The sequence below is a fragment of the Pedobacter albus genome (assembly GCF_036324255.1).
GTDB lineage: Bacteria > Bacteroidota > Bacteroidia > Sphingobacteriales > Sphingobacteriaceae > Pedobacter > Pedobacter albus.
Genome location: NZ_JAZDQT010000001.1, coordinates 295,931 through 313,485, shown reverse-complemented (window position 1 = coordinate 313,485; position 17,555 = coordinate 295,931). Strand labels below are relative to the sequence as shown.

Here is a 17,555-nt window from a genome sequence, read left to right as displayed (position 1 = left end):
ACTTTTACCCATGAACTTTAACAAAATATTGATCATTGCCTGCTTGGTTTTCCATTTTTCAGGCTTACAGGCCCAAGAAACACCCCTGCCCTACACCGCAGCTATAGAAAAGCAGAGCCAGACCGATTGGCTGGTTGCACCAAACGCACAAAAGGCCGGCATTTATTACACGGCCAACAAACAGGGAATTATCCTGTACAACGGCTATGTGAGGCGCGAATTTGCCCTATCGCCAGGCTTGGCCTGCATTGATTACAAGAATATGAGCAACGGCCAGCAATTGTTGCGTTCGCCAAAGCCCGAAGCAAAAATCACCATCAATGGCAAGGTTTACCAAGTAGGTGGGCTTTACGGACAAACCGAAAATGCTTATTACCTGCCCCAATGGACGAAACAGCTGCATGGCCAGGCGGATTTTGTTTACAAAAATTTCAAGATCGAAAACATCAAGCCTTATCTGCACTGGAAACCCAACACTTGGACATTGAACCGCAAACAGGCTACAGGCAAACACCTGTCTTTTGAGCTGGAAAGCACCAACCCGGCCTTAAAAGACATCGTAATAACCATACATTACGAGCTTTATGATGGCCTGCCGCTCATCGTCAAATGGCTCTCTGTGCAGAACAACAGCAGCCAAGCCATTAAAATAGATCGTGTGATAAATGAAGTTTTAGGGATTGTTGACGAGGAAAGCGCCGTAGTAGGCACCGAAGCTCAAATGAAGAAACAGCATGGCATTTATATCGAATCGAACTATGCCTTTAACAACTCCATGCAGTACGAAATTAGCGATCAAACCACGCATTGGCATAAAGACACGACTTACACTTCGCAGGTAAACTACGATTACAAAAGCCCGGTTTTATTGGAAATCTATCCCGAGAATGCCCCCGGACTTACGTTAATGCCCAACGAAACATTGAATTCGATCCGTACGCACGAACTGCTGATCGATACCTACGACCGTGAAAGAAAGGGATTGATGATCCGGAAAATGTATCGCACCATTGCGCCATGGACCACGCAAAACCCGATTTTCATGCACCTGGTCAGCAAAAACGACGACGAAGTATGGAATGCCATAACACAATGCGCCAACACCGGCTACGAGGCTTTGATCATGAGCTTTGGCAGCCACTGCAACATGGAAGACACCACGGCCAAAAACATTAGCCATTGGAAAAAAATAGCCGATTTTGCACACAGCAAAGGCATACTAATTGGCAGCTATTCGCTTTTTAGCTCGCGCCATATTAGCGAGGAAGACGATGTGGTTAACCCCAAAACCGGAAAAATTGGAGGCTCGTTCTTCGGCAACGCTCCATGTTTTGGCAGCAAATGGGGCTTGGGCTACCGCGACAAAATCAAATATTTTTTAAGCAAAACAGGTTTCAACATCTGGGAAAACGACGGCCCCTACCCAGGCGACATTTGCGCATCGACTACGCATCCGGGCCATACGGGAAAAGACGATTCGCAGTGGAAACAAATGGAAATACAAAAGGAACTGTACAGGTGGTGCAACGAAAACGGTATTTACATCAATGCGCCCGACTGGTACCTATTAGATGGCACCAATAAGGTTTCGTTAGGCTACCGCGAAGTTAACTTCTCTTTGCCCCGCGAACAGCAGAAAATATTAAACAGGCAAAACATCTTTGACGGCAATTGGGAAAAAACACCATCCATGAGCTGGGGTTTTGTGCCTTTAACCAAATACCAAGGTGGCGGTCCCGAAGCCATTTTAGAACCTTTGGCCGAACATCTTTCCGATTATAAGCAACTGATGATGCAATATTACGGTGCCGGCGTGCAGGCCTGTTACCGGGGTCCTCGCCTGTACGATACCGAAGAAACCAGAAAAACCGTAGTCGAAGTTATCAATTGGTACAAAAAATACCGTGAAATCTTAAACAGCGATCTCATTCACTTGCGCAGGGCCGATGGCCGCGACTGGGATGGCTGGCTTCATGTCAATCCGCAGCTCAAACAAAAAGCATTGCTCATGGTGTTTAATCCGCTGAAGGAAAAAATAACCCGTACTGTAAAAGTACCGCTTTATTATACCGGCTTAACCCAAAGTGCCAAAATCAGCATCAACGGCGGTCCGCAAAAACCGTACAAGCTTAACCGGAACTACGAAATTACCATTCCAATTACGTTGCAAGCCGAAGCCTATCAATGGATAACGGTCGAATAAAAACCAATGTTAAAACCGCAGGTTGAAGTTTTCGGTTCTATAGCTTCGGTATAAATGATTAGCTTTGGCTAAACACCAGTTCTGATGCAGTATAAACGAAACCTACTCTTAACCGTACTTTTTGTGCTGATTGCCTGTTTTGTTTGGCTCAGTATTTTTGTGGCCCACCATCCGATTCCAAAATTCGACCTCGAAATTTCGCTGGCCGTACAAAAATACCATTCCGATGCCCTGGATAAAATCATGCTGGCCATCAGTTTCTTTGGTGAACTGCCCTATTCCCTGTTATCGGTGATTATAGTGGCGCTGATTTTTTATTACTACAAATACAAACGTGAAGCTTTTTTCATTGCCCAGATCCTTTTTTCGGGATTGCTCATCTTGGTGGTCAAAAACTACGTAAACCGCCCCCGTCCAACCGAATTCTATGTGCGCTTGGTAGAAATAAACCGTTTTCAGAGCTTTCCGAGCGGACATGTGCTTTCTTATGTGCTCTTTTTTGGCTTCCTCATTATTTTGATGCGCCATTTAAAAAACATTCCCCAAGCCACACGTCGCGTGGTTACGGTGATCTCGGCTTTTTTGGTGATTATGATTGCCCCTTCCAGGATTTATTTGGGCGCCCATTGGTTTACCGATACTTTGGGAGGATTTATTTTGGGGCTGATCTGCCTGTTTCCGCTTTGCTGGCTGTATTTTAAAAAAAGAAACGGGGATAAAGCTAAGCCTCATCCCCGTCATCTAAATTAACGCTCTCGAATATATAGACGTTCGTTTAGAAACTTTATTGTACAACAACTGATTTTTTCTTTATTTGACAACCAACGAATTCCAAAATTTGAGCTTTTCAGCCTCATGGTTGGTGCCGTTTTTTTCCAAAAACCAAAGCCCATACATTTTGGCCCCCACAAAAACATTCATTAATTGCGACTTGTTCAAGTCTTCTTTCTCGCCTCGCATATCCATTTTAATATAGTAGGCAGGCTTGCCTTTAAAAGTACAGATCGAATCCTTAAGCGCAACCGCATTGCCGGCCCCCAGCACAAATCCATTCTTCAAATCTGTGTAGGTCTTTTCCTTTTTAAGCAATTCGGCCATCATACTTGCATCAACACCCTGTTTTTCGAAATCGGTAACGATAACAAACATATTGACTGTCGAATCGAGCTCGGCTATCCAAATTTCCTTGCCATCGATGATTTTCTTTTCGGGCTTTTTGGGAAAGGCTATCGACACGTTTGGGTCTATTTCTACACGCTCCCAGGCAAAAGAGAACAATAAAAACGACATAAAAAACAAAAAGGCAATGGTTTTCTGTTGCATACTTTGATAATGAACAGTGAAGATAGGCACAGCTGATGAACAACAAAATACCTAATAATGTGTATTTTATGCCTAAAAAGAAACGGGGACAAGACTAGAAGTCCCATCCCCGTTATCTAAATTAACGCTCTCGCAACAAATAGACGGTTATTTTTTCTAATTATCGCAAAAATTAAAATCTTTTTTTTACTCCGAATAGCTCTAAAAAAGAGACGGAGATAGAAGGCCTAAGCCCTATCCCCGTCATCTAAATTAACGCTCTCGATATATAGACGCTTGAATAAACACTTTAGTATGTTCCATTTGATTTTTTTATTGGCCCTTGCCATAATCGGCTCGAACAACTTTAGGTTTTGTTCTTTAATCCTACACTTGATTTACTAATTTTTTTAGCATATATTTGTTTCCACACAAATCAAAAATGTTATACGCAGTTGTCGATATTGAAACCACCGGAGGCTATGCCGCCGCACATGGCATTACAGAAATTGCCATATACATTCACAATGGTGAAGAAGTGGTAGACAGTTTCGAAACACTCATCAATCCGCATCAGCCCATTCCGATGCACATCCAGGCCCTAACCGGCATTAATGATGATATGGTGGCCGATGCACCCGATTTCAGGGAAGTGGCCGATCATATTTACGAATTGCTGCACGACAAGATTTTTGTGGCGCATAACGTCAATTTCGATTACTCCTTTGTGCGCCATCACCTCGAAGCCTGTGGCCACCAGTTACAGGTAAAAAAACTCTGCACCGTTAGACTAAGTCGCAAGGTTTTTCCAGGCTTGGCTTCCTATAGTCTGGGCAGATTGTGCAAAGCCCTGAATATTACCATCAACAACCGCCACCGGGCAGCCGGCGATGCCGAAGCTACGGCTACACTATTGGGCATGATTGTAAACGAAGACCAGGCTGGCGTAATTGCCGATACGTTGAAGAAAGGTTCGCGCGAACAGGTTTTGCCTCCTAATTTGTTGCGCGAAGCCATAGACAAGCTGCCCAACACACCTGGCGTTTATTATTTTAAAAACGAAAAAGGCAAAGTGGTTTATGTGGGCAAGGCCAAACAGCTTAAAAAACGGGTCTGTACGCATTTTACGGGGCACAGCATCAGCCAGCAACGGCAAAATTTCCTGAAAAGCATTTTCCACATCGACTTTGTGAGCTGTGGCACCGAGCTCATGGCTTTTATTTTAGAAGCCAGCGAAATCAAAAAACTATGGCCAGCCAACAACCGCGCCATGAAGCGCTTTGAGCAAAAATATTCGCTCTATCATTTCGAAGACCAAAATGGCTATATCCGTTTAGGCATAGACAAACATCGCAAAGACAGCCATGCCTTGTACAGTTTCAACTACCTGCTCGAAGGACATGAACTATTGAGAAAGCTGGTAGCTCAACATTCGCTTTGCGAAAAACTCTGCTTTATCCAAACCCTAAAAGAAGCCTGTACGCACCATGCCAGCGAACAGTGCAATGGTGCCTGTATTGGCGAGGAAGCGCCCGAAGACTACAATTATCGCGTAGATCAGGCCATTAAACAATTACAAGACCTTTTGCCCTCGTTTATATTGGTTGACCAAGGCCGTACCGACGACGAGCAAAGCTGCATTTGGGTAGAAAAAGGTAAATTTTACGGAATGGGCTATATTGCTAACTATGCCGACGTAAACGATTTGGAAAGCCTTAAATCAGCCATGGAGCCCTATCCTTCCAACGATTACATCATGAACCTGATCCTCTCGCACCAAAGCCGGTTTCCGGCAAAGGCCATACCGCTAACTATCATCCAACAAAACAGCGAAGCCATAGATTTTACCTTTACTTAGCCATTTTTGAGCAAAATAAAGACATAAAAACATATACAAAAAGTAAAAAGTACCATTTTTAGTAGAGATAACACCTTTGTTGGCGTTCGCGAAACTGGTATCTTTGTATATGAAAAATGATATTCCTGTTTATGATATCCAAAACTTTAAGGCCTACAAGAATGACGGCATTCTGGTAAGCCGTTTTGGCCATTATGCACAGCAACATCAGCACCTGCATTCGGCACACCGCCACTCTTTTTTTCATCTTGTTTTTTTTACGCAAGGCAGCGGCAGCCAACAGATAGATTTTAAGCGTTTTGGCGTAAAGCCAGGCCTGATTTATTTTATGGTGCCGGGGCAAGTGCACAGCTGGGATTTTGAAACCGTACCTGATGGCTATATCATCAATTTTTCTAGCGATTATTTGAGCAGCTTTTTGCTACAGCCCAACTACCTCGAAAACTTCAGCTTTTTTAACGGTCAGCCCGACTCGCAGGTTATTTTGCTGCCGGCTGAAACGCAGGCCAAACTGGTAGCCATTTTTGAGGATATTTTAAAGGAAGGCCAAAACGAAAAGCCCATTAACGACGATCTGGTGAAGACTTTGCTACTTCGTTTGTTTATAGAGGTAGCCCGAAGCACCAACGTGATGCACACCGCGCCGGGCAGCTCGTACAACCACACGCTCTTGAAAAATTTTCAGCGCCTTATTGATCAAAATTATGCCCAATTGAGGTTGCCCAAACAGTATGCAAGCCTGCTTTACATTACGCCCAACCACTTAAATGCGCTTTGTAACGATTTTTTGGGCCAATCGGCGGGCACGCTGATCAGAGAACGTGTTATTTTGGAAGCCAAGCGCCTACTCATCAACCTCGACCTGATGGTAGCCGAAATAGCGACCAAGCTCAATTTTGCAGACCAATCGTACTTCATCAAGTTTTTTAAAAAATACGAAGGCATTACGCCCGAAAAATTCAGAAAATTAAATACAACACCACATGGAACAAAATAAAGACACCAAAGGATTATATATCTCTCAATGGCATGGTTTTGCCAATGCAAAATGCCCACGCTGCAGGGTTGGAAAAGTATTTACGGGTGCTACCTATGGCTTTAAGGCTCAAAAAATGAATGAGTTTTGTCCGCACTGCCAATTGAAATTTGAGCGCGAACCTGGCTATTTCTATGTATCGATGTTTGTGAGCTATGCCATGAACGTGGCCGAAATGGTAACCATCAGCGTTGCCGCCTATATTTTAGGGCTTAAACTGGAATACGATAACCTATGGTATTTTGTAGCGCTGCTTTTCGGCTCTACCTTGGTATTTTCGCCATTCAACTACCGTTATTCTCGAATGATCTTATTGTATTGGCTATCGCCAGGGTTGCATTACGAGCCAGAGCGAAGCGCCAAATAAAGCGCTGCGAAGTTTAGCAACAAGACTTGCGAAGCTTTAAAAACTTCGCAAGTCTTTCTTAACTTAAAGAATGGCGTATCTGTAGCTCACCCATTCGTCCCAAACCGTTTTGGTTTGAGAGGCAGTTTCCTGCTCTTTCTGGCTTTGCTCTTCGGCCTTGTCCTTACGTTTTTCTACATATTTTTCTACTACCGGAGTAGCGTGAGCGCTTTGAGGTTCTGGGGCAGCTTTACTCGACAAATCTGTTGTCGCTTTTGCTGATTTTTCTACTGTTTTTGTATACATGGCTCAGTTATTTGTAAAAACTATTATTACAACAACTGCTTTTCCAAATATGTTTGCTCAAAATCGTCAAAATAACGCTGCAAAAGCCATTTTTCAGCAAAACCATTAAAACCCCTGCTTATTTGCTCTCTTTCAGCACCATATCAATGGTAATTGCTGTGGCCACAATAGCTACTTTCTGTTTATTTTCTGCATAATTGGGGTCAATAGACACGTTGTATTTATCGGCTGTGGTAAAGATTTCCTTCAATGCGCCTGCCCATTTTTTGCTGATTTTACCCATTTCGGTTCCTTTGGCATCTTTGATTACAAAGTTCCAGGCTTTCCAATCGCCGGTTATCTGTGCAATGTTTTCGCCGGTGGCCGCATCGTCAATAGTAAAAGTAGGCTTAAAGAACTTGAATTTTTGTTTGATGAGGCCAATTTCTACTCCTGCCGGATCGGTAACCGTAATTTTCGACATCCAAAATGTCCATCCCCTGCTAATGGTAGCCTGCAACTGATCGTTTACGTCGGTTATTTCCAGGTGGAAAGGCATCATGCCCTTATTGATGAGCAAAGTGAGGAACTTGTGCCAGCCGCTCATGCGTTGCTTGATGATCCCGATTTGTGCGCCTTGTTCGTTGTATACCTTGTATTCGTTTGTGAACTTCAAAAAGTTCACCTTCTCATCGATAAAATATTCATCGCCAAGGAAAAAAGTAGGAATAGAATTGTTCATTAATTGATTTTTAAGTTTTCAGTTACGCGTCTAAAATAATTATTTTTTCTATCCTGCAAATTAACGCGCCGATAATTTTAAAAACTGCATAGCGGTTAAATATCCTTAACTTTGCCGCAACAGCTATTGAAGAAAATGGCTTAACTGATTTAAACATGGAAATAGGAAGATACAATACCTTACGGATAGTGGGCAAGAATGCAGATGGCCTAAGCTTATCAGACGGCAACAGCGAAGTTTTGCTGCCCTTTGGCGAAGTACCCAAGAACGTGCAAGTGGGCGATAACCTCGAAGTATTCGTTTACGCCAGCAAAAGCGGCGATTTGATGGCCACAGCCCAAGATGCTTTTGCCGAAGTGGGCGATTTTGCCTACCTCACGGCGGTTGATTCGGGCGAGAATGGCGCCTTTTTGGATTTGGGCATCGGTAAAGACGTGTATGTGCCCGTGCGTGAGCAAAAAAGGCCCATGCACAAAGGCGAGGGTTATGTGGTGTACCTGCACCTTGACGGCGATAGGCGCCTGATGGCTTCGTCGAGGCTCGACAGGTTTATCGAAGAAGAAGATTTTGATTTTGAAGAAGGCGACGAAGTGAGCCTGCTCATCAGCGAAAAAACCGATTTGGGCTATAATGCCATCATCAACAACAGGTACATTGGCTTGTTGTACCACAACGAACTTTTTGCCCATTTACTGCCCGGCGACCAACGGAAGGGATGGATCAAGAAAATACGCATTGGCAATAAGATAGATCTGAGCCTGCAGCCGATGGGTTATGGCCACATTTTGGAAACCAAAGACGTTATCCTGAAAGCACTGCGGGAAGCGGGTGGCAAAATTCCGTTAGGCGACAAAAGCTCTCCGGAAGACATTTACGAACGTTTCCAAATTAGCAAGAGCGCTTTTAAAAAAGCCATCGGCGGCCTTTACAAAGAGCGCAACATCAGCATTGGCGATGAGGAGATTAGGATAATTTTTCCAGATTAAACAAAATAGCTATAAATATTTTGGGGTTTTGGAAACCTTTTTCGCAAATCAAACGTATTAATAATAAGAGTAGAATCTACTTGAGGGAGTTTTTTTGTGAGGTGCAGTCTTACGGCTGCACCTTTTTTATTGAACAACCTGTGGTACAAGCATTTTCGTTATCAAACCGCCACAACTGAACAAAGGCTCGCAAGACTTTTCCAAATGATTTTAAAAAGCCGTTTTTTGATGGGCTTTATATAGTTTAAATGTAATTGTGTTAATTTTTTTTAGGCTTTTCTATCGAAATCGTTATCTTCACTATTCAATTTAATAAAAACAAATTATGACAGGTACAGTAAAATGGTTTAACGATGCAAAAGGCTTTGGTTTTATCACACCAGAGGAAGGCGGCAAGGATATTTTTTGCCACCATTCTGCCATTCAATCTTCAGGACTAAGATCTTTAAAAGAAGGCCAACAAGTTGAATTTGAAGTTAAAGACGGCAAAAAAGGCCCTGAAGCAAGCAACGTTAGAGTAACAGGATAAGTAATAAAGACTTTTTATTTATTTATTTGATGCGAAAAAAATGTCACCAAAGTTGGTGACATTTTTTTTTAGCAGGCCTTTTTGTAAAGTTTCAGAACATTTACACACGGCCACCATCGTTTTTTGTATTTTTGGTTTCCCTAACCGTTGTCATTTGCTAGCTTTTTTTACGTATAAGACACCTCAAAGATTCGCTGCTGCATTTAAGCAATTCTATAGTTTGGCCAATTTGAGGCAAATTAAGGTATTGAGCATGATTATTTTCGTCATTGCTTTTTGCTCCCGGCTGGCAAGTCTTGTTTTTTATACCGATGTAATCAAGATACAGAACTACGCCGAGCATTCTCTGGCCAATTGGATACAGCTATCGGGCGCATTTATCTTTTACCTGCTCAGTACCATCGCCCTCCAATCGACCAAATGGACCATTCTGCAAAGGCGATTGCTCACCATCTGCTTCATTATTTTTGTGTTGCTCATCTCTTTTGGAGTAAGCTATACCGTTTCGCTGCACAACACCAAAAATACGCTGACCATGTTTTTGATTGGCATTGTAAGCGTAAGCCTGTTTTTCGCCATCGAATACCGCGAAATTTTAGGCATTGCCATTTTTATGGTCATCGTGTTTATCCTGAGCATGGTATTGCCCAAAATTGCTTTTCAGGAAAAAATCATGAACGTAATTGCGGCCTTTATTTTAGGTTTTATCTTGATGGGGTCTTCACGATACAGCTATTATTTCAAGTCGATGCATTTCGTAAGGCTGAAGCAACTGGAGGAAAAGAACGAGGAAATACAACATTTAAACACCCAAAAAGGAGAAATTCTCGCTTTTGTGGCGCACGACCTCCGAAATCCGTTAAACAACATCGAAACATTGAGCAAGTTGCTGCTGGCCGAAGACAAACAGCACAGCGAAGCCAGAATGATTTCGGCAGCAGCCCACCAGGCCAAGGAAATCATTAACGACCTGATTGAGGCGGTTAAGCTAGACCAACCGGTTATGCAGACCGAACGGATAGCCGTTGCTCCTTTTTTGCAGTCGATTTTAGAAAAATGGAGCAGCAACCAGCAAAGGACCTTCAACCTGATCGGAGCCGACCAAAATGCCTTCGCCTACATCAACCGCTCTAAAATGGAAAGGGTAATAGACAACCTGATCAGCAACGGTCTCAAATTCTCGGACCCCGAACAGCCGCTTGATATTGAATTGAGCGTACATGAGCAAAACGTGTGCATTGCCATTATGGATTATGGAATCGGCATTCCGAAAAAACTGCAGCAACATGTTTTCGATCAGTTTTCTAAGGCGGGCCGTACCGGTCTAAAGGGCGAAAAATCGGTGGGTTTGGGCCTACATATCTCTAAACGCATCATTGTCCAACACAAGGGCACGTTGCTCATGAAAAGCGAGGAAAACAAAGGCACAACCTTTACCATCCTCCTCCCCTTGGCCTAATCTATTTCTTGTTGCGTAGCAAAAAGTTTTGGGGAGAAATTAACCAAGAAAAGCTCTTTTTTTGTTCGGGTTACCGCAGTGTACAGCCAACGCAAGAAATCCATATCCACCATGTCATCGGTTAAATAGCCCTGATCAACAAATACGGCATCCCATTGGCCGCCTTGTGCCTTGTGGCAGGTTACGGCATAGGCAAACTTAATCTGCAGAGCATTGTAGTAGGGATCTTGCTTAATGGCTTCCATCTTTTCCTTTCTGTTGCTGATGTGCTCATAATCGAGCATCAGGCCTTCAAAAAGCTGTTTGCTTTGCGTATAGGGTAAATTGGGCGTTTCGGCCTGTAGGGTGTCTAAAATAACCTTGCAACTGACGCTACCTACTTCAGGAAAATCCAAAAACTCCAGCTGCACTTCGGCAAACCTCAAGCCGTAGCGCTCTTCTTCCCTACGTACCCTGATTACCTTGGCCATATCGCCATTGGCAATAAAGGCCGTTTCCTGATTATCGGGAAGCCAAAAATAATTGTTGCGCACCACCATCAGCTGATCGCCGCCACTGAGTTCTTCATCGCGGTAAAGCAGCCGGCTCCTGATTTGGTTGTTGTACACATTGGCCGATTTATTGGAACGACAAACCACCAAGGTATTTTCCAAGCCGAATTTGCCATAGGCATATTCAAGTCCCTCCACCATTTTTACGCCCGTCATGCTAAAAATATCCTTGTAATTTTTGGTGATGAACTTTGGCAAAACCTTTTGTGCCTCGCTGTATTTGTTAATCAGTTTGCGCAACATGGTGGCATTGGCTAAAATACCTGATTTTTTCTCCTGGCGCACCACTTCTTTCAACTCGACGGCAACAACGTTGAGGTGAAAATTATCGCTCAGGTATTTTTCGTTCAATGCCGGACTATCGATGCTGCCTACCGGAGGCAACTGGGCCGTATCGCCAACAAACAGCAACGAACAGTTTTTATCCTTCCCATCGGCACCGGGCTGATAAACAAACTCGATCAGATCCCTCAAAAACGATGACCCATTTTGTTGGTTCCATTCGTCGGCAATCATAGAGGCCTCATCTACAATAAACAAGGTGTTTTTGGCCAGGTTGGGCGCCAGCTGGAAAGCCATTTCGGTGCTCACGGCGCTTTTTTTACGGTAGATTTTTTTATGGATGGTCAGGGCCTTTTTTTGGGTATACGAACTGATTACCTTGGCTGCCCTGCCCGTAGGCGCCAACAGCACCACATTCAGCCTGAACTGTGGCAAAGCCCTTACCAAAGCCGCCACCGAAGTGGTTTTTCCCGTACCGGCATAGCCACGCAGCACAAAACACTTTTCGGTGCGCTGATTATCCAGAAAAGCGCTGGCCTTGGCGCAAAACACCAATTGTTCGTCGGTTGGCTCGAAAGGATACGACTGGGCGATGAGGTGGGCTTTATCCATTTAGCAAAGATGCAACGGTATTGGCAGAAAGCGGTTAAATTTATCTAATAATTTGTTTAAACATTATCGCCTGTCTGCTGACAAGGTTTTAGGCATCCTCTAGGCCCAAACAAGCCAAGTTCATTTTCGTCGCCAAAAATTTAAACCGCTTCTTATAGAAAAAAGAATTATTTTTGTCTGTACATGAACAGCAGCAACAGCATTTTATTACTCGACCCCAATTTTGATCCCGCTACGGCATCGTCCTGTAATTTATTGATCAAAGTAGGCCAGGATAGTTTTTCTTATGCCATCGTGAATAAGGAAACCCAACAGGTAAATGCTGTTTTTGACGAGCAGGAATGCGAAAATGGGCTTCAAAAACTGAGCGACCGCTTAAAAACCGACCATTACCTTACTTTGCCCTATCAAAAAGTAAAAGTGGCCGTGCATACGCCCAATGTGATTGCGGTTCCGAACGATCTGTATAGCGAACAGCTATTGACCAACCATACGCCTTATTTTATTGGTTCGCATACCGGTAGCCTCTACCAGCAGGCCCATAGCCATTTTGGATTTACCACCGTTTTTGCCCTCTCCAAAACTGCCGAAGATACGCTGAACAGCTTTAACCTGAGCCAATTGTTTACCTTGGATGCAGGCTTGTTGGCCTTGGCCAAAAATATTGGAGAAACCGGCTTGCTGCTTGATTTTACGGCCAACTCTTTTCAGGTACTTTACCTCAAAAACAAGCAGGTGGTTTTTCAGCAAAACTATGAAATCGACAACCTCGACGAGTTCAACTATTATCTTTTGTTGATGCTTAATCAGCTTGATATCGATGCGAAAGCAACTTCGCTGTTCTTAAGCGGTATTGTGCACGAAGGCGACGAGCGCTACAATTGCCTGGCTAAATATTTTGCACAGCTTCAATTTGTTAACGGACAGCCCGAGCTAAACCAAAGCATTCTGGACGATATGCCCAGCCATTACTACAGCAATTTACTAGCGCTAGATCAATGCGAATAATAGGCGGAAAATTAAAAGGCATACAGTTGAACGCGCCTGCCAAACTACCGGTAAGGCCAACCAAAGACATGGCCAAAGAAGCGCTGTTCAACATCCTGCACAACACTTATGATTTTGAAGAATGCTCGGTGCTCGACCTGTTTAGCGGCACGGGTAGCGTAAGCATCGAATTTGCCTCGCGTGGCATTAAGGAAGTAAGAACGGTCGACAAGCACCCGGGTTGCGTAGCCTGGATCAAGTCTGTTGCCGACAAATACAAGCTCAGCGAAATTGACGCCCAAAAAGCCGATGCTTTCAAATACCTGGCGCAAGAACACAACAGTTACGATATTATTTTTGCCGATCCGCCCTACGATTTGCCCAATATTCCGCTGTTGCCACAACTGGTGGCTCAAAACCAATTGCTCAAACCCAAGGGCGTGCTCATTGTCGAGCATCCGCCACTGCTTAAATTAGATCAACAACCCGGCTATTCGCATACCAGAAAATACGGCAATTCTTCCTTCAGTTTTTTCGACCCGGTTATTTGACCGCTGTAGTTTCTACTTTCCAATCGTCAGTCCTGAACGGCGTTACTGGCAGGCCCTCTTTACTAAACACATTGGCCATAGCGGTATTGCTGAACGCAAACCTTATGGCTACCGGTTTTTGGATCGTTTTATTCCAAACCACAATCCTGTCTTTTTCCAGCTTTACTTCGGCAGGCAGAAATGTTTGATCGTCGCCGGCAATGTAAAAATCGCTAGGCTGGGCATTGCCCTTTACCATGAAGCCGTTTGGCGCGTTATCAAAATACAGTGCCATCTTGTTGCCAGCGTGCTCCATTTTCTTAAACATGGGGCTTTTCACTATGCCCATATCTTTTTTATAGGTTTCTGACAGCGCAAGTTTGGCCAATCGGTTGGCAACTTCCAGTTTATTTTGGGGATGGATATTGTTTACATCATCTACCAGATCGGTAATCACCACCATGCCTGTGTTTGAAAGCGCCAGCGATTTGGCCTGTTGTTCTCTCAGCAAGGCCCCGATAAGGGCAGTATTGTATTTGTAAGGCGCAATCTGCACAAAGTAAAAAGGAAATTCTTTTTGCCATTGCTTCCGCCAGTCGGCAATCATAGCTGTAAACAAGGCCTGGTACGTGCTGTTAGTCGACGTATTGCTTTCGCCTTGGTACCAGATTACCCCGGCAATGGCCAAATTGGTTAGCGGACTGATCATCGCATTATAGGTACGCCCCGGTTGCGTAGGCCACCAAATCGATTTTTCGAGTTTGGACGAAGCATTTTTCAATACCGGATTGTCTTCCACAACAGCCCCTGCCGTCCAAACCTCTGCCGGCGTACCGCCCCAACTGGCATTGACCACACCTACTGGCACACCCAACTCTTGTTGCAGTTTCTTGGCATAGAAATAGCCGATGGCGCTAAAACCTTTCAAACTTTCTGGTCCGCACACTTTCCATTGGCCCACACAATCGTCTTGCGGATTGCTTGCTGTGGTTTTGGCCACCTGAAATAACCGAATTTGATCGTTTGCACTGTTGGGAAGCTCATCTAACATTTGCTTGAGGCCCTGATAGCTGCTCCATTCCATGTTCGATTGGCCAGCGCATACCCAAACCTCGCCGATAAGGATATTAGACAGCACAATTTGGTTATTGCCCTTGATGGTAATGGTGTAAGGCCCACCTGCTACTGGCGTAGGAATATTGATTTTCCATTGTGCATTGCCATCGGCGGTTACCGAATCTTTTTTGTTGTTCCACGATGTGGTGATATAGATTTTCTCGGCCGGATCAGACCAGCCCCATAAATTGACGTTCGATTGCCTTTGCAACACCATATTGCTCGCTATAACCGAAGGCAAACGCACCATAGCCATGCTTTGTTCGCGACCCATCAGAAACAGCAAGACCAGTATCCAGTATATTTTTTTCATCTTCAAAAATCTAGTTGATTAAAATTAGCGTAATCGAACAATTTAATCCTAATGATTTATTAGCCGATTGCTTCTTTTTTTTACCCATTTGAATGAAATCAAGACCCTGGCATGAGCAAAATGACGGCTGTTCGCAGCCAAATCTTTCCCATTCGTTAACAAAGTGATATATTTGGTTATGAAAATAGCGCTATTTCCAGGTTCATTCGATCCGATTACCATTGCTCACGTCGATATTTTGAAGCGGGCAATGCCCTTATTTGACCGCATTGTGGTAGGAATTGGTCTGAACAGCTCGAAGCAGAATTTTTTGTCGGCCGAAAAAAGGGAAGAAATCGTCAAAACCGTTTTTCAATCGGCCAGCAACGTAGAAGTACAGCTTTACGAAGGACTGACGGTTGATTTTTGTGCCAAAATAGAGGCTAAATACATGATCAGGGGCATACGTTCGGCGGCCGATTTCGAATATGAACGCGCCATTGCCCAAATCAACCAAACCATGATGCCTGATGTAGAAACCATCCTGTTGCTCAGCAAACCCGAATTTTCGGCCATTAGCTCTACCATTGTTCGCGATATTTTACGCAACAAAGGCAATGTGGCTCCTTTTGTACCTCAAGAAGCATTGGCATTCTTATAATAGGCGACTGGAAAGAATTAAGCGAGGAAACAATTCCAGCTATTTTTCGCTTTATTTTACACCAGGTTTTCGGCCTTTAGCACATCCAAAATCAAGGGATAGGTATTTTTGATCTTGCCCTGAATGCCCAAAGGGTTAACCCAAACAGCGCTGGTAATGCCTTCGTCTTTCTGCGGTATGAGTTTAGGTGCGCCTTTTACCCACATTTTATACCAGCTGGTACGTTTGAGGATCAGCTTGTTGCCTAGTTCGTAAACGTGATAGGTTTTGCAGAGCCGGTCATCGCGCCTTTCTATTTTAACGCCGCATTCTTCTTCTACTTCCCTTACGGCAGCAGTTTTGATTTTTTCTTCTTTTTCTACCTTTCCCTTTGGCAAATCCCACTTTTTATTTCTGAAAATAAATAAAAATTCGCCGTTGGCATTCTCTACCAGTCCGCCGGCCGCCTTGATAATGGTCAGCTTTTTCTTGATGGCCTGAAAAAGTTCTTGGGGCTTTTTGCTGATCAGCACATAATTTTTCTGCTTGCTCAGTTTGAGGTTTCTATAAAATGTTTGAAAATCAAAATCCTCTGTATCAAGCTGTTGGATTTTATCTATTTGTCTGGGTACAGTATCTGCGATAAACAAGGTGTTATCGTTAATATAAATTCTGTATTTTTGGGCCATGTATAATAAAAGTGATATTGAATTAAAGGTAGCTGAATTTTTATTACAAATTAAAGCAATTAAATTACAACCTAATAATCCATTTACATGGGCCTCGGGTTGGAAATCTCCTATTTATTGCGATAACAGAATTACATTGTCGCATCCTGCCGTTAGAACCTACATCCGCCAAAAGCTTGCGCAACTGATCCAAGAAGAATATGGTGCAGTTGACGTGATTGCAGGTGTGGCTACTGCCGGAATTCCGCAAGGTGTTTTGGTTGCCCAAGAGCTGGGCCTTCCTTTCATCTACGTGCGTTCTAAAGCCAAAGAGCACGGCACCGGAAGCTTGATTGAGGGCGAAATTATTGAAGGCCAACGCGTAGTGGTTATCGAAGATTTGATTTCTACTGGCAAAAGCAGCCTGCAGGCTGTAGAGGCTTTGCGTGCCGCCGGCTTATCGGTAGCGGGTTTGGTGGCTATTTTCACTTATGGATTTGACCAAGCCGACCAAAACTTTGCCGACGCCAAATGCCGTTATTCTACCTTATCTAACTATCCTACGTTGATCAGCTATGCGGCCGAGCACGGTTTCATTGCCCAAAACGAAATCAATTTGTTGAACAAATGGCGCGAAGCTCCAGCAATTTGGGGCAAAGACATTGCCATTGACGCAGAATAACAAAATTTGGTACGATTTTTCGAGACCTAAAAGAAAAACATACTTATGACCATTATTGAAAGTACCGTTGAACTAGATTTGCCTATAGACAAGGTTTATAATTTTTTGGAAGATTTGAACAATCACCAACAGTTAATGCCCGAAAACATCTATAATTGGTCGTCTACAGCCGATGAAGCCAGCTTTACCATCCAAAACATGGCAAAATTGGCCATCAAAATTGCTAACCGCATCCCTAACAGCGAAATTGTGGCCGTTCCTTCAGAAAAAGCACCTTTTGATGTAGAACTGAAATGGACAGTGGAACCCAACGCCAACGGAGGCACTACGGCCAAACACATTATTTCGGCCGATTTGAACATGATGATGAAAATGTTGGCCGCTGGTCCGCTGCAAAAACTGGCAGACCACCAAACCAAAAGACTAAAAGAAGTATTGGGTTAATAGCC

At 43.8% G+C, this 17,555-nt stretch carries 19 protein-coding genes; 13 read left to right on the top strand and 6 right to left on the bottom strand.

Annotated features, from left to right (window positions below):
- The first annotated feature begins 10 nt into the window (after positions 1 to 10).
- Both VRU48_RS01320 and VRU48_RS01315 read left to right on the top strand, forming a co-directional pair.
- The gene (locus VRU48_RS01320) at positions 11 to 2,203 is read left to right on the top strand and encodes an alpha-galactosidase (protein ID WP_330106130.1); all 2,193 of its coding nucleotides are present in this window, start codon (positions 11 to 13) and stop codon (positions 2,201 to 2,203) included.
- 84 nt (positions 2,204 to 2,287) lie between these two features.
- Positions 2,288 to 2,953 carry a phosphatase PAP2 family protein gene (locus tag VRU48_RS01315; protein ID WP_330106129.1) on the top strand — a complete coding sequence of 222 codons (666 nt, stop codon included), beginning with the start codon at positions 2,288 to 2,290 and terminating at the stop codon, positions 2,951 to 2,953.
- 60 nt (positions 2,954 to 3,013) lie between these two features.
- On the opposite strand, the gene VRU48_RS01310 is transcribed toward VRU48_RS01315, so the two are convergent.
- Positions 3,014 to 3,526, bottom strand: a complete 513-nt coding sequence (locus VRU48_RS01310) for a hypothetical protein (RefSeq protein WP_330106128.1) — start codon at positions 3,524 to 3,526, stop codon at positions 3,014 to 3,016.
- A 421-nt stretch (positions 3,527 to 3,947) separates the two neighbouring features.
- Here VRU48_RS01310 and VRU48_RS01305 point away from each other — a divergent pair, with 421 nt between their 5' ends.
- The 3 genes from VRU48_RS01305 (at position 3,948) to VRU48_RS01295 (ending at position 6,766) form a co-directional block, all read left to right on the top strand.
- Positions 3,948 to 5,363 (top strand): exonuclease domain-containing protein, encoded by a 1,416-nt coding sequence (locus VRU48_RS01305; protein WP_330106127.1) that lies wholly within the window; start codon positions 3,948 to 3,950, stop codon positions 5,361 to 5,363.
- Between the two features lie 109 nt (positions 5,364 to 5,472).
- Positions 5,473 to 6,360, top strand: coding sequence for an AraC family transcriptional regulator (locus tag VRU48_RS01300; protein WP_330106126.1), 888 nt, complete (start codon positions 5,473 to 5,475; stop codon positions 6,358 to 6,360).
- On the top strand, positions 6,347 to 6,766 hold the full coding sequence (locus tag VRU48_RS01295; RefSeq protein WP_330106125.1) for a DUF983 domain-containing protein: 420 nt from the start codon (positions 6,347 to 6,349) through the stop codon (positions 6,764 to 6,766). Before VRU48_RS01300 ends, VRU48_RS01295 begins: the two co-directional genes overlap by 14 nt.
- Before the next feature lie 63 nt (positions 6,767 to 6,829).
- On the opposite strand, the gene VRU48_RS01290 is transcribed toward VRU48_RS01295, so the two are convergent.
- Positions 6,830 to 7,051 (bottom strand): hypothetical protein, encoded by a 222-nt coding sequence (locus VRU48_RS01290; protein WP_330106124.1) that lies wholly within the window; start codon positions 7,049 to 7,051, stop codon positions 6,830 to 6,832.
- 118 nt (positions 7,052 to 7,169) lie between these two features.
- The gene (locus VRU48_RS01285; protein WP_330106123.1) at positions 7,170 to 7,772 is read right to left on the bottom strand and encodes an LURP-one-related/scramblase family protein; all 603 of its coding nucleotides are present in this window, start codon (positions 7,770 to 7,772) and stop codon (positions 7,170 to 7,172) included.
- Between the two features lie 155 nt (positions 7,773 to 7,927).
- Between VRU48_RS01285 and VRU48_RS01280 the strand changes: the two genes are divergently transcribed.
- The 3 genes from VRU48_RS01280 (at position 7,928) to VRU48_RS01270 (ending at position 10,746) form a co-directional block, all read left to right on the top strand.
- Positions 7,928 to 8,758 carry a CvfB family protein gene (locus VRU48_RS01280; RefSeq protein WP_330106122.1) on the top strand — a complete coding sequence of 277 codons (831 nt, stop codon included), beginning with the start codon at positions 7,928 to 7,930 and terminating at the stop codon, positions 8,756 to 8,758.
- Positions 8,759 to 9,083: 325 nt separating this feature from the next.
- Positions 9,084 to 9,287 carry a cold-shock protein gene (locus tag VRU48_RS01275; protein WP_199139091.1) on the top strand — a complete coding sequence of 68 codons (204 nt, stop codon included), beginning with the start codon at positions 9,084 to 9,086 and terminating at the stop codon, positions 9,285 to 9,287.
- Between the two features lie 253 nt (positions 9,288 to 9,540).
- The gene (locus VRU48_RS01270; protein ID WP_330106121.1) at positions 9,541 to 10,746 is read left to right on the top strand and encodes a sensor histidine kinase; all 1,206 of its coding nucleotides are present in this window, start codon (positions 9,541 to 9,543) and stop codon (positions 10,744 to 10,746) included.
- On the opposite strand, the gene VRU48_RS01265 is transcribed toward VRU48_RS01270, so the two are convergent.
- Positions 10,743 to 12,191, bottom strand: a complete 1,449-nt coding sequence (locus VRU48_RS01265) for an ATP-dependent DNA helicase (RefSeq protein ID WP_330106120.1) — start codon at positions 12,189 to 12,191, stop codon at positions 10,743 to 10,745. The genes VRU48_RS01270 and VRU48_RS01265 overlap by 4 nt on opposite strands.
- 183 nt (positions 12,192 to 12,374) lie before the next feature.
- On the opposite strand from VRU48_RS01265, the gene VRU48_RS01260 reads away from it, so the two are divergent.
- Both VRU48_RS01260 and VRU48_RS01255 read left to right on the top strand, forming a co-directional pair.
- Complete coding sequence (locus VRU48_RS01260; protein WP_330106119.1) at positions 12,375 to 13,199, top strand: DUF3822 family protein; 825 nt, start codon at positions 12,375 to 12,377, stop codon at positions 13,197 to 13,199.
- Positions 13,190 to 13,729, top strand: coding sequence for an RsmD family RNA methyltransferase (locus VRU48_RS01255; RefSeq protein ID WP_330106118.1), 540 nt, complete (start codon positions 13,190 to 13,192; stop codon positions 13,727 to 13,729). Before VRU48_RS01260 ends, VRU48_RS01255 begins: the two co-directional genes overlap by 10 nt.
- Here VRU48_RS01255 and VRU48_RS01250 read toward each other — a convergent pair.
- Positions 13,722 to 15,137 carry a sialate O-acetylesterase gene (locus tag VRU48_RS01250; RefSeq protein WP_330106117.1) on the bottom strand — a complete coding sequence of 472 codons (1,416 nt, stop codon included), beginning with the start codon at positions 15,135 to 15,137 and terminating at the stop codon, positions 13,722 to 13,724. The two genes, VRU48_RS01255 and VRU48_RS01250, sit on opposite strands and share 8 nt — an antisense overlap.
- A 178-nt stretch (positions 15,138 to 15,315) precedes the next feature.
- Between VRU48_RS01250 and coaD the strand changes: the two genes are divergently transcribed.
- Complete coding sequence (gene coaD / locus VRU48_RS01245; RefSeq protein WP_330106116.1) at positions 15,316 to 15,777, top strand: pantetheine-phosphate adenylyltransferase; 462 nt, start codon at positions 15,316 to 15,318, stop codon at positions 15,775 to 15,777.
- 56 nt (positions 15,778 to 15,833) lie between these two features.
- Here coaD and VRU48_RS01240 read toward each other — a convergent pair whose 3' ends face one another.
- The gene (locus tag VRU48_RS01240; protein ID WP_330106115.1) at positions 15,834 to 16,445 is read right to left on the bottom strand and encodes an NUDIX hydrolase; all 612 of its coding nucleotides are present in this window, start codon (positions 16,443 to 16,445) and stop codon (positions 15,834 to 15,836) included.
- Here VRU48_RS01240 and pyrE point away from each other — a divergent pair.
- Together pyrE and VRU48_RS01230 are read left to right on the top strand one after the other, a co-directional pair.
- Positions 16,444 to 17,106, top strand: coding sequence for an orotate phosphoribosyltransferase (gene pyrE / locus VRU48_RS01235; protein ID WP_330106114.1), 663 nt, complete (start codon positions 16,444 to 16,446; stop codon positions 17,104 to 17,106). The two genes, VRU48_RS01240 and pyrE, sit on opposite strands and share 2 nt — an antisense overlap.
- 45 nt (positions 17,107 to 17,151) lie before the next feature.
- On the top strand, positions 17,152 to 17,550 hold the full coding sequence (locus tag VRU48_RS01230; RefSeq protein ID WP_330106113.1) for an SRPBCC family protein: 399 nt from the start codon (positions 17,152 to 17,154) through the stop codon (positions 17,548 to 17,550).
- The last annotated feature ends 5 nt before the right edge of the window (positions 17,551 to 17,555 follow it).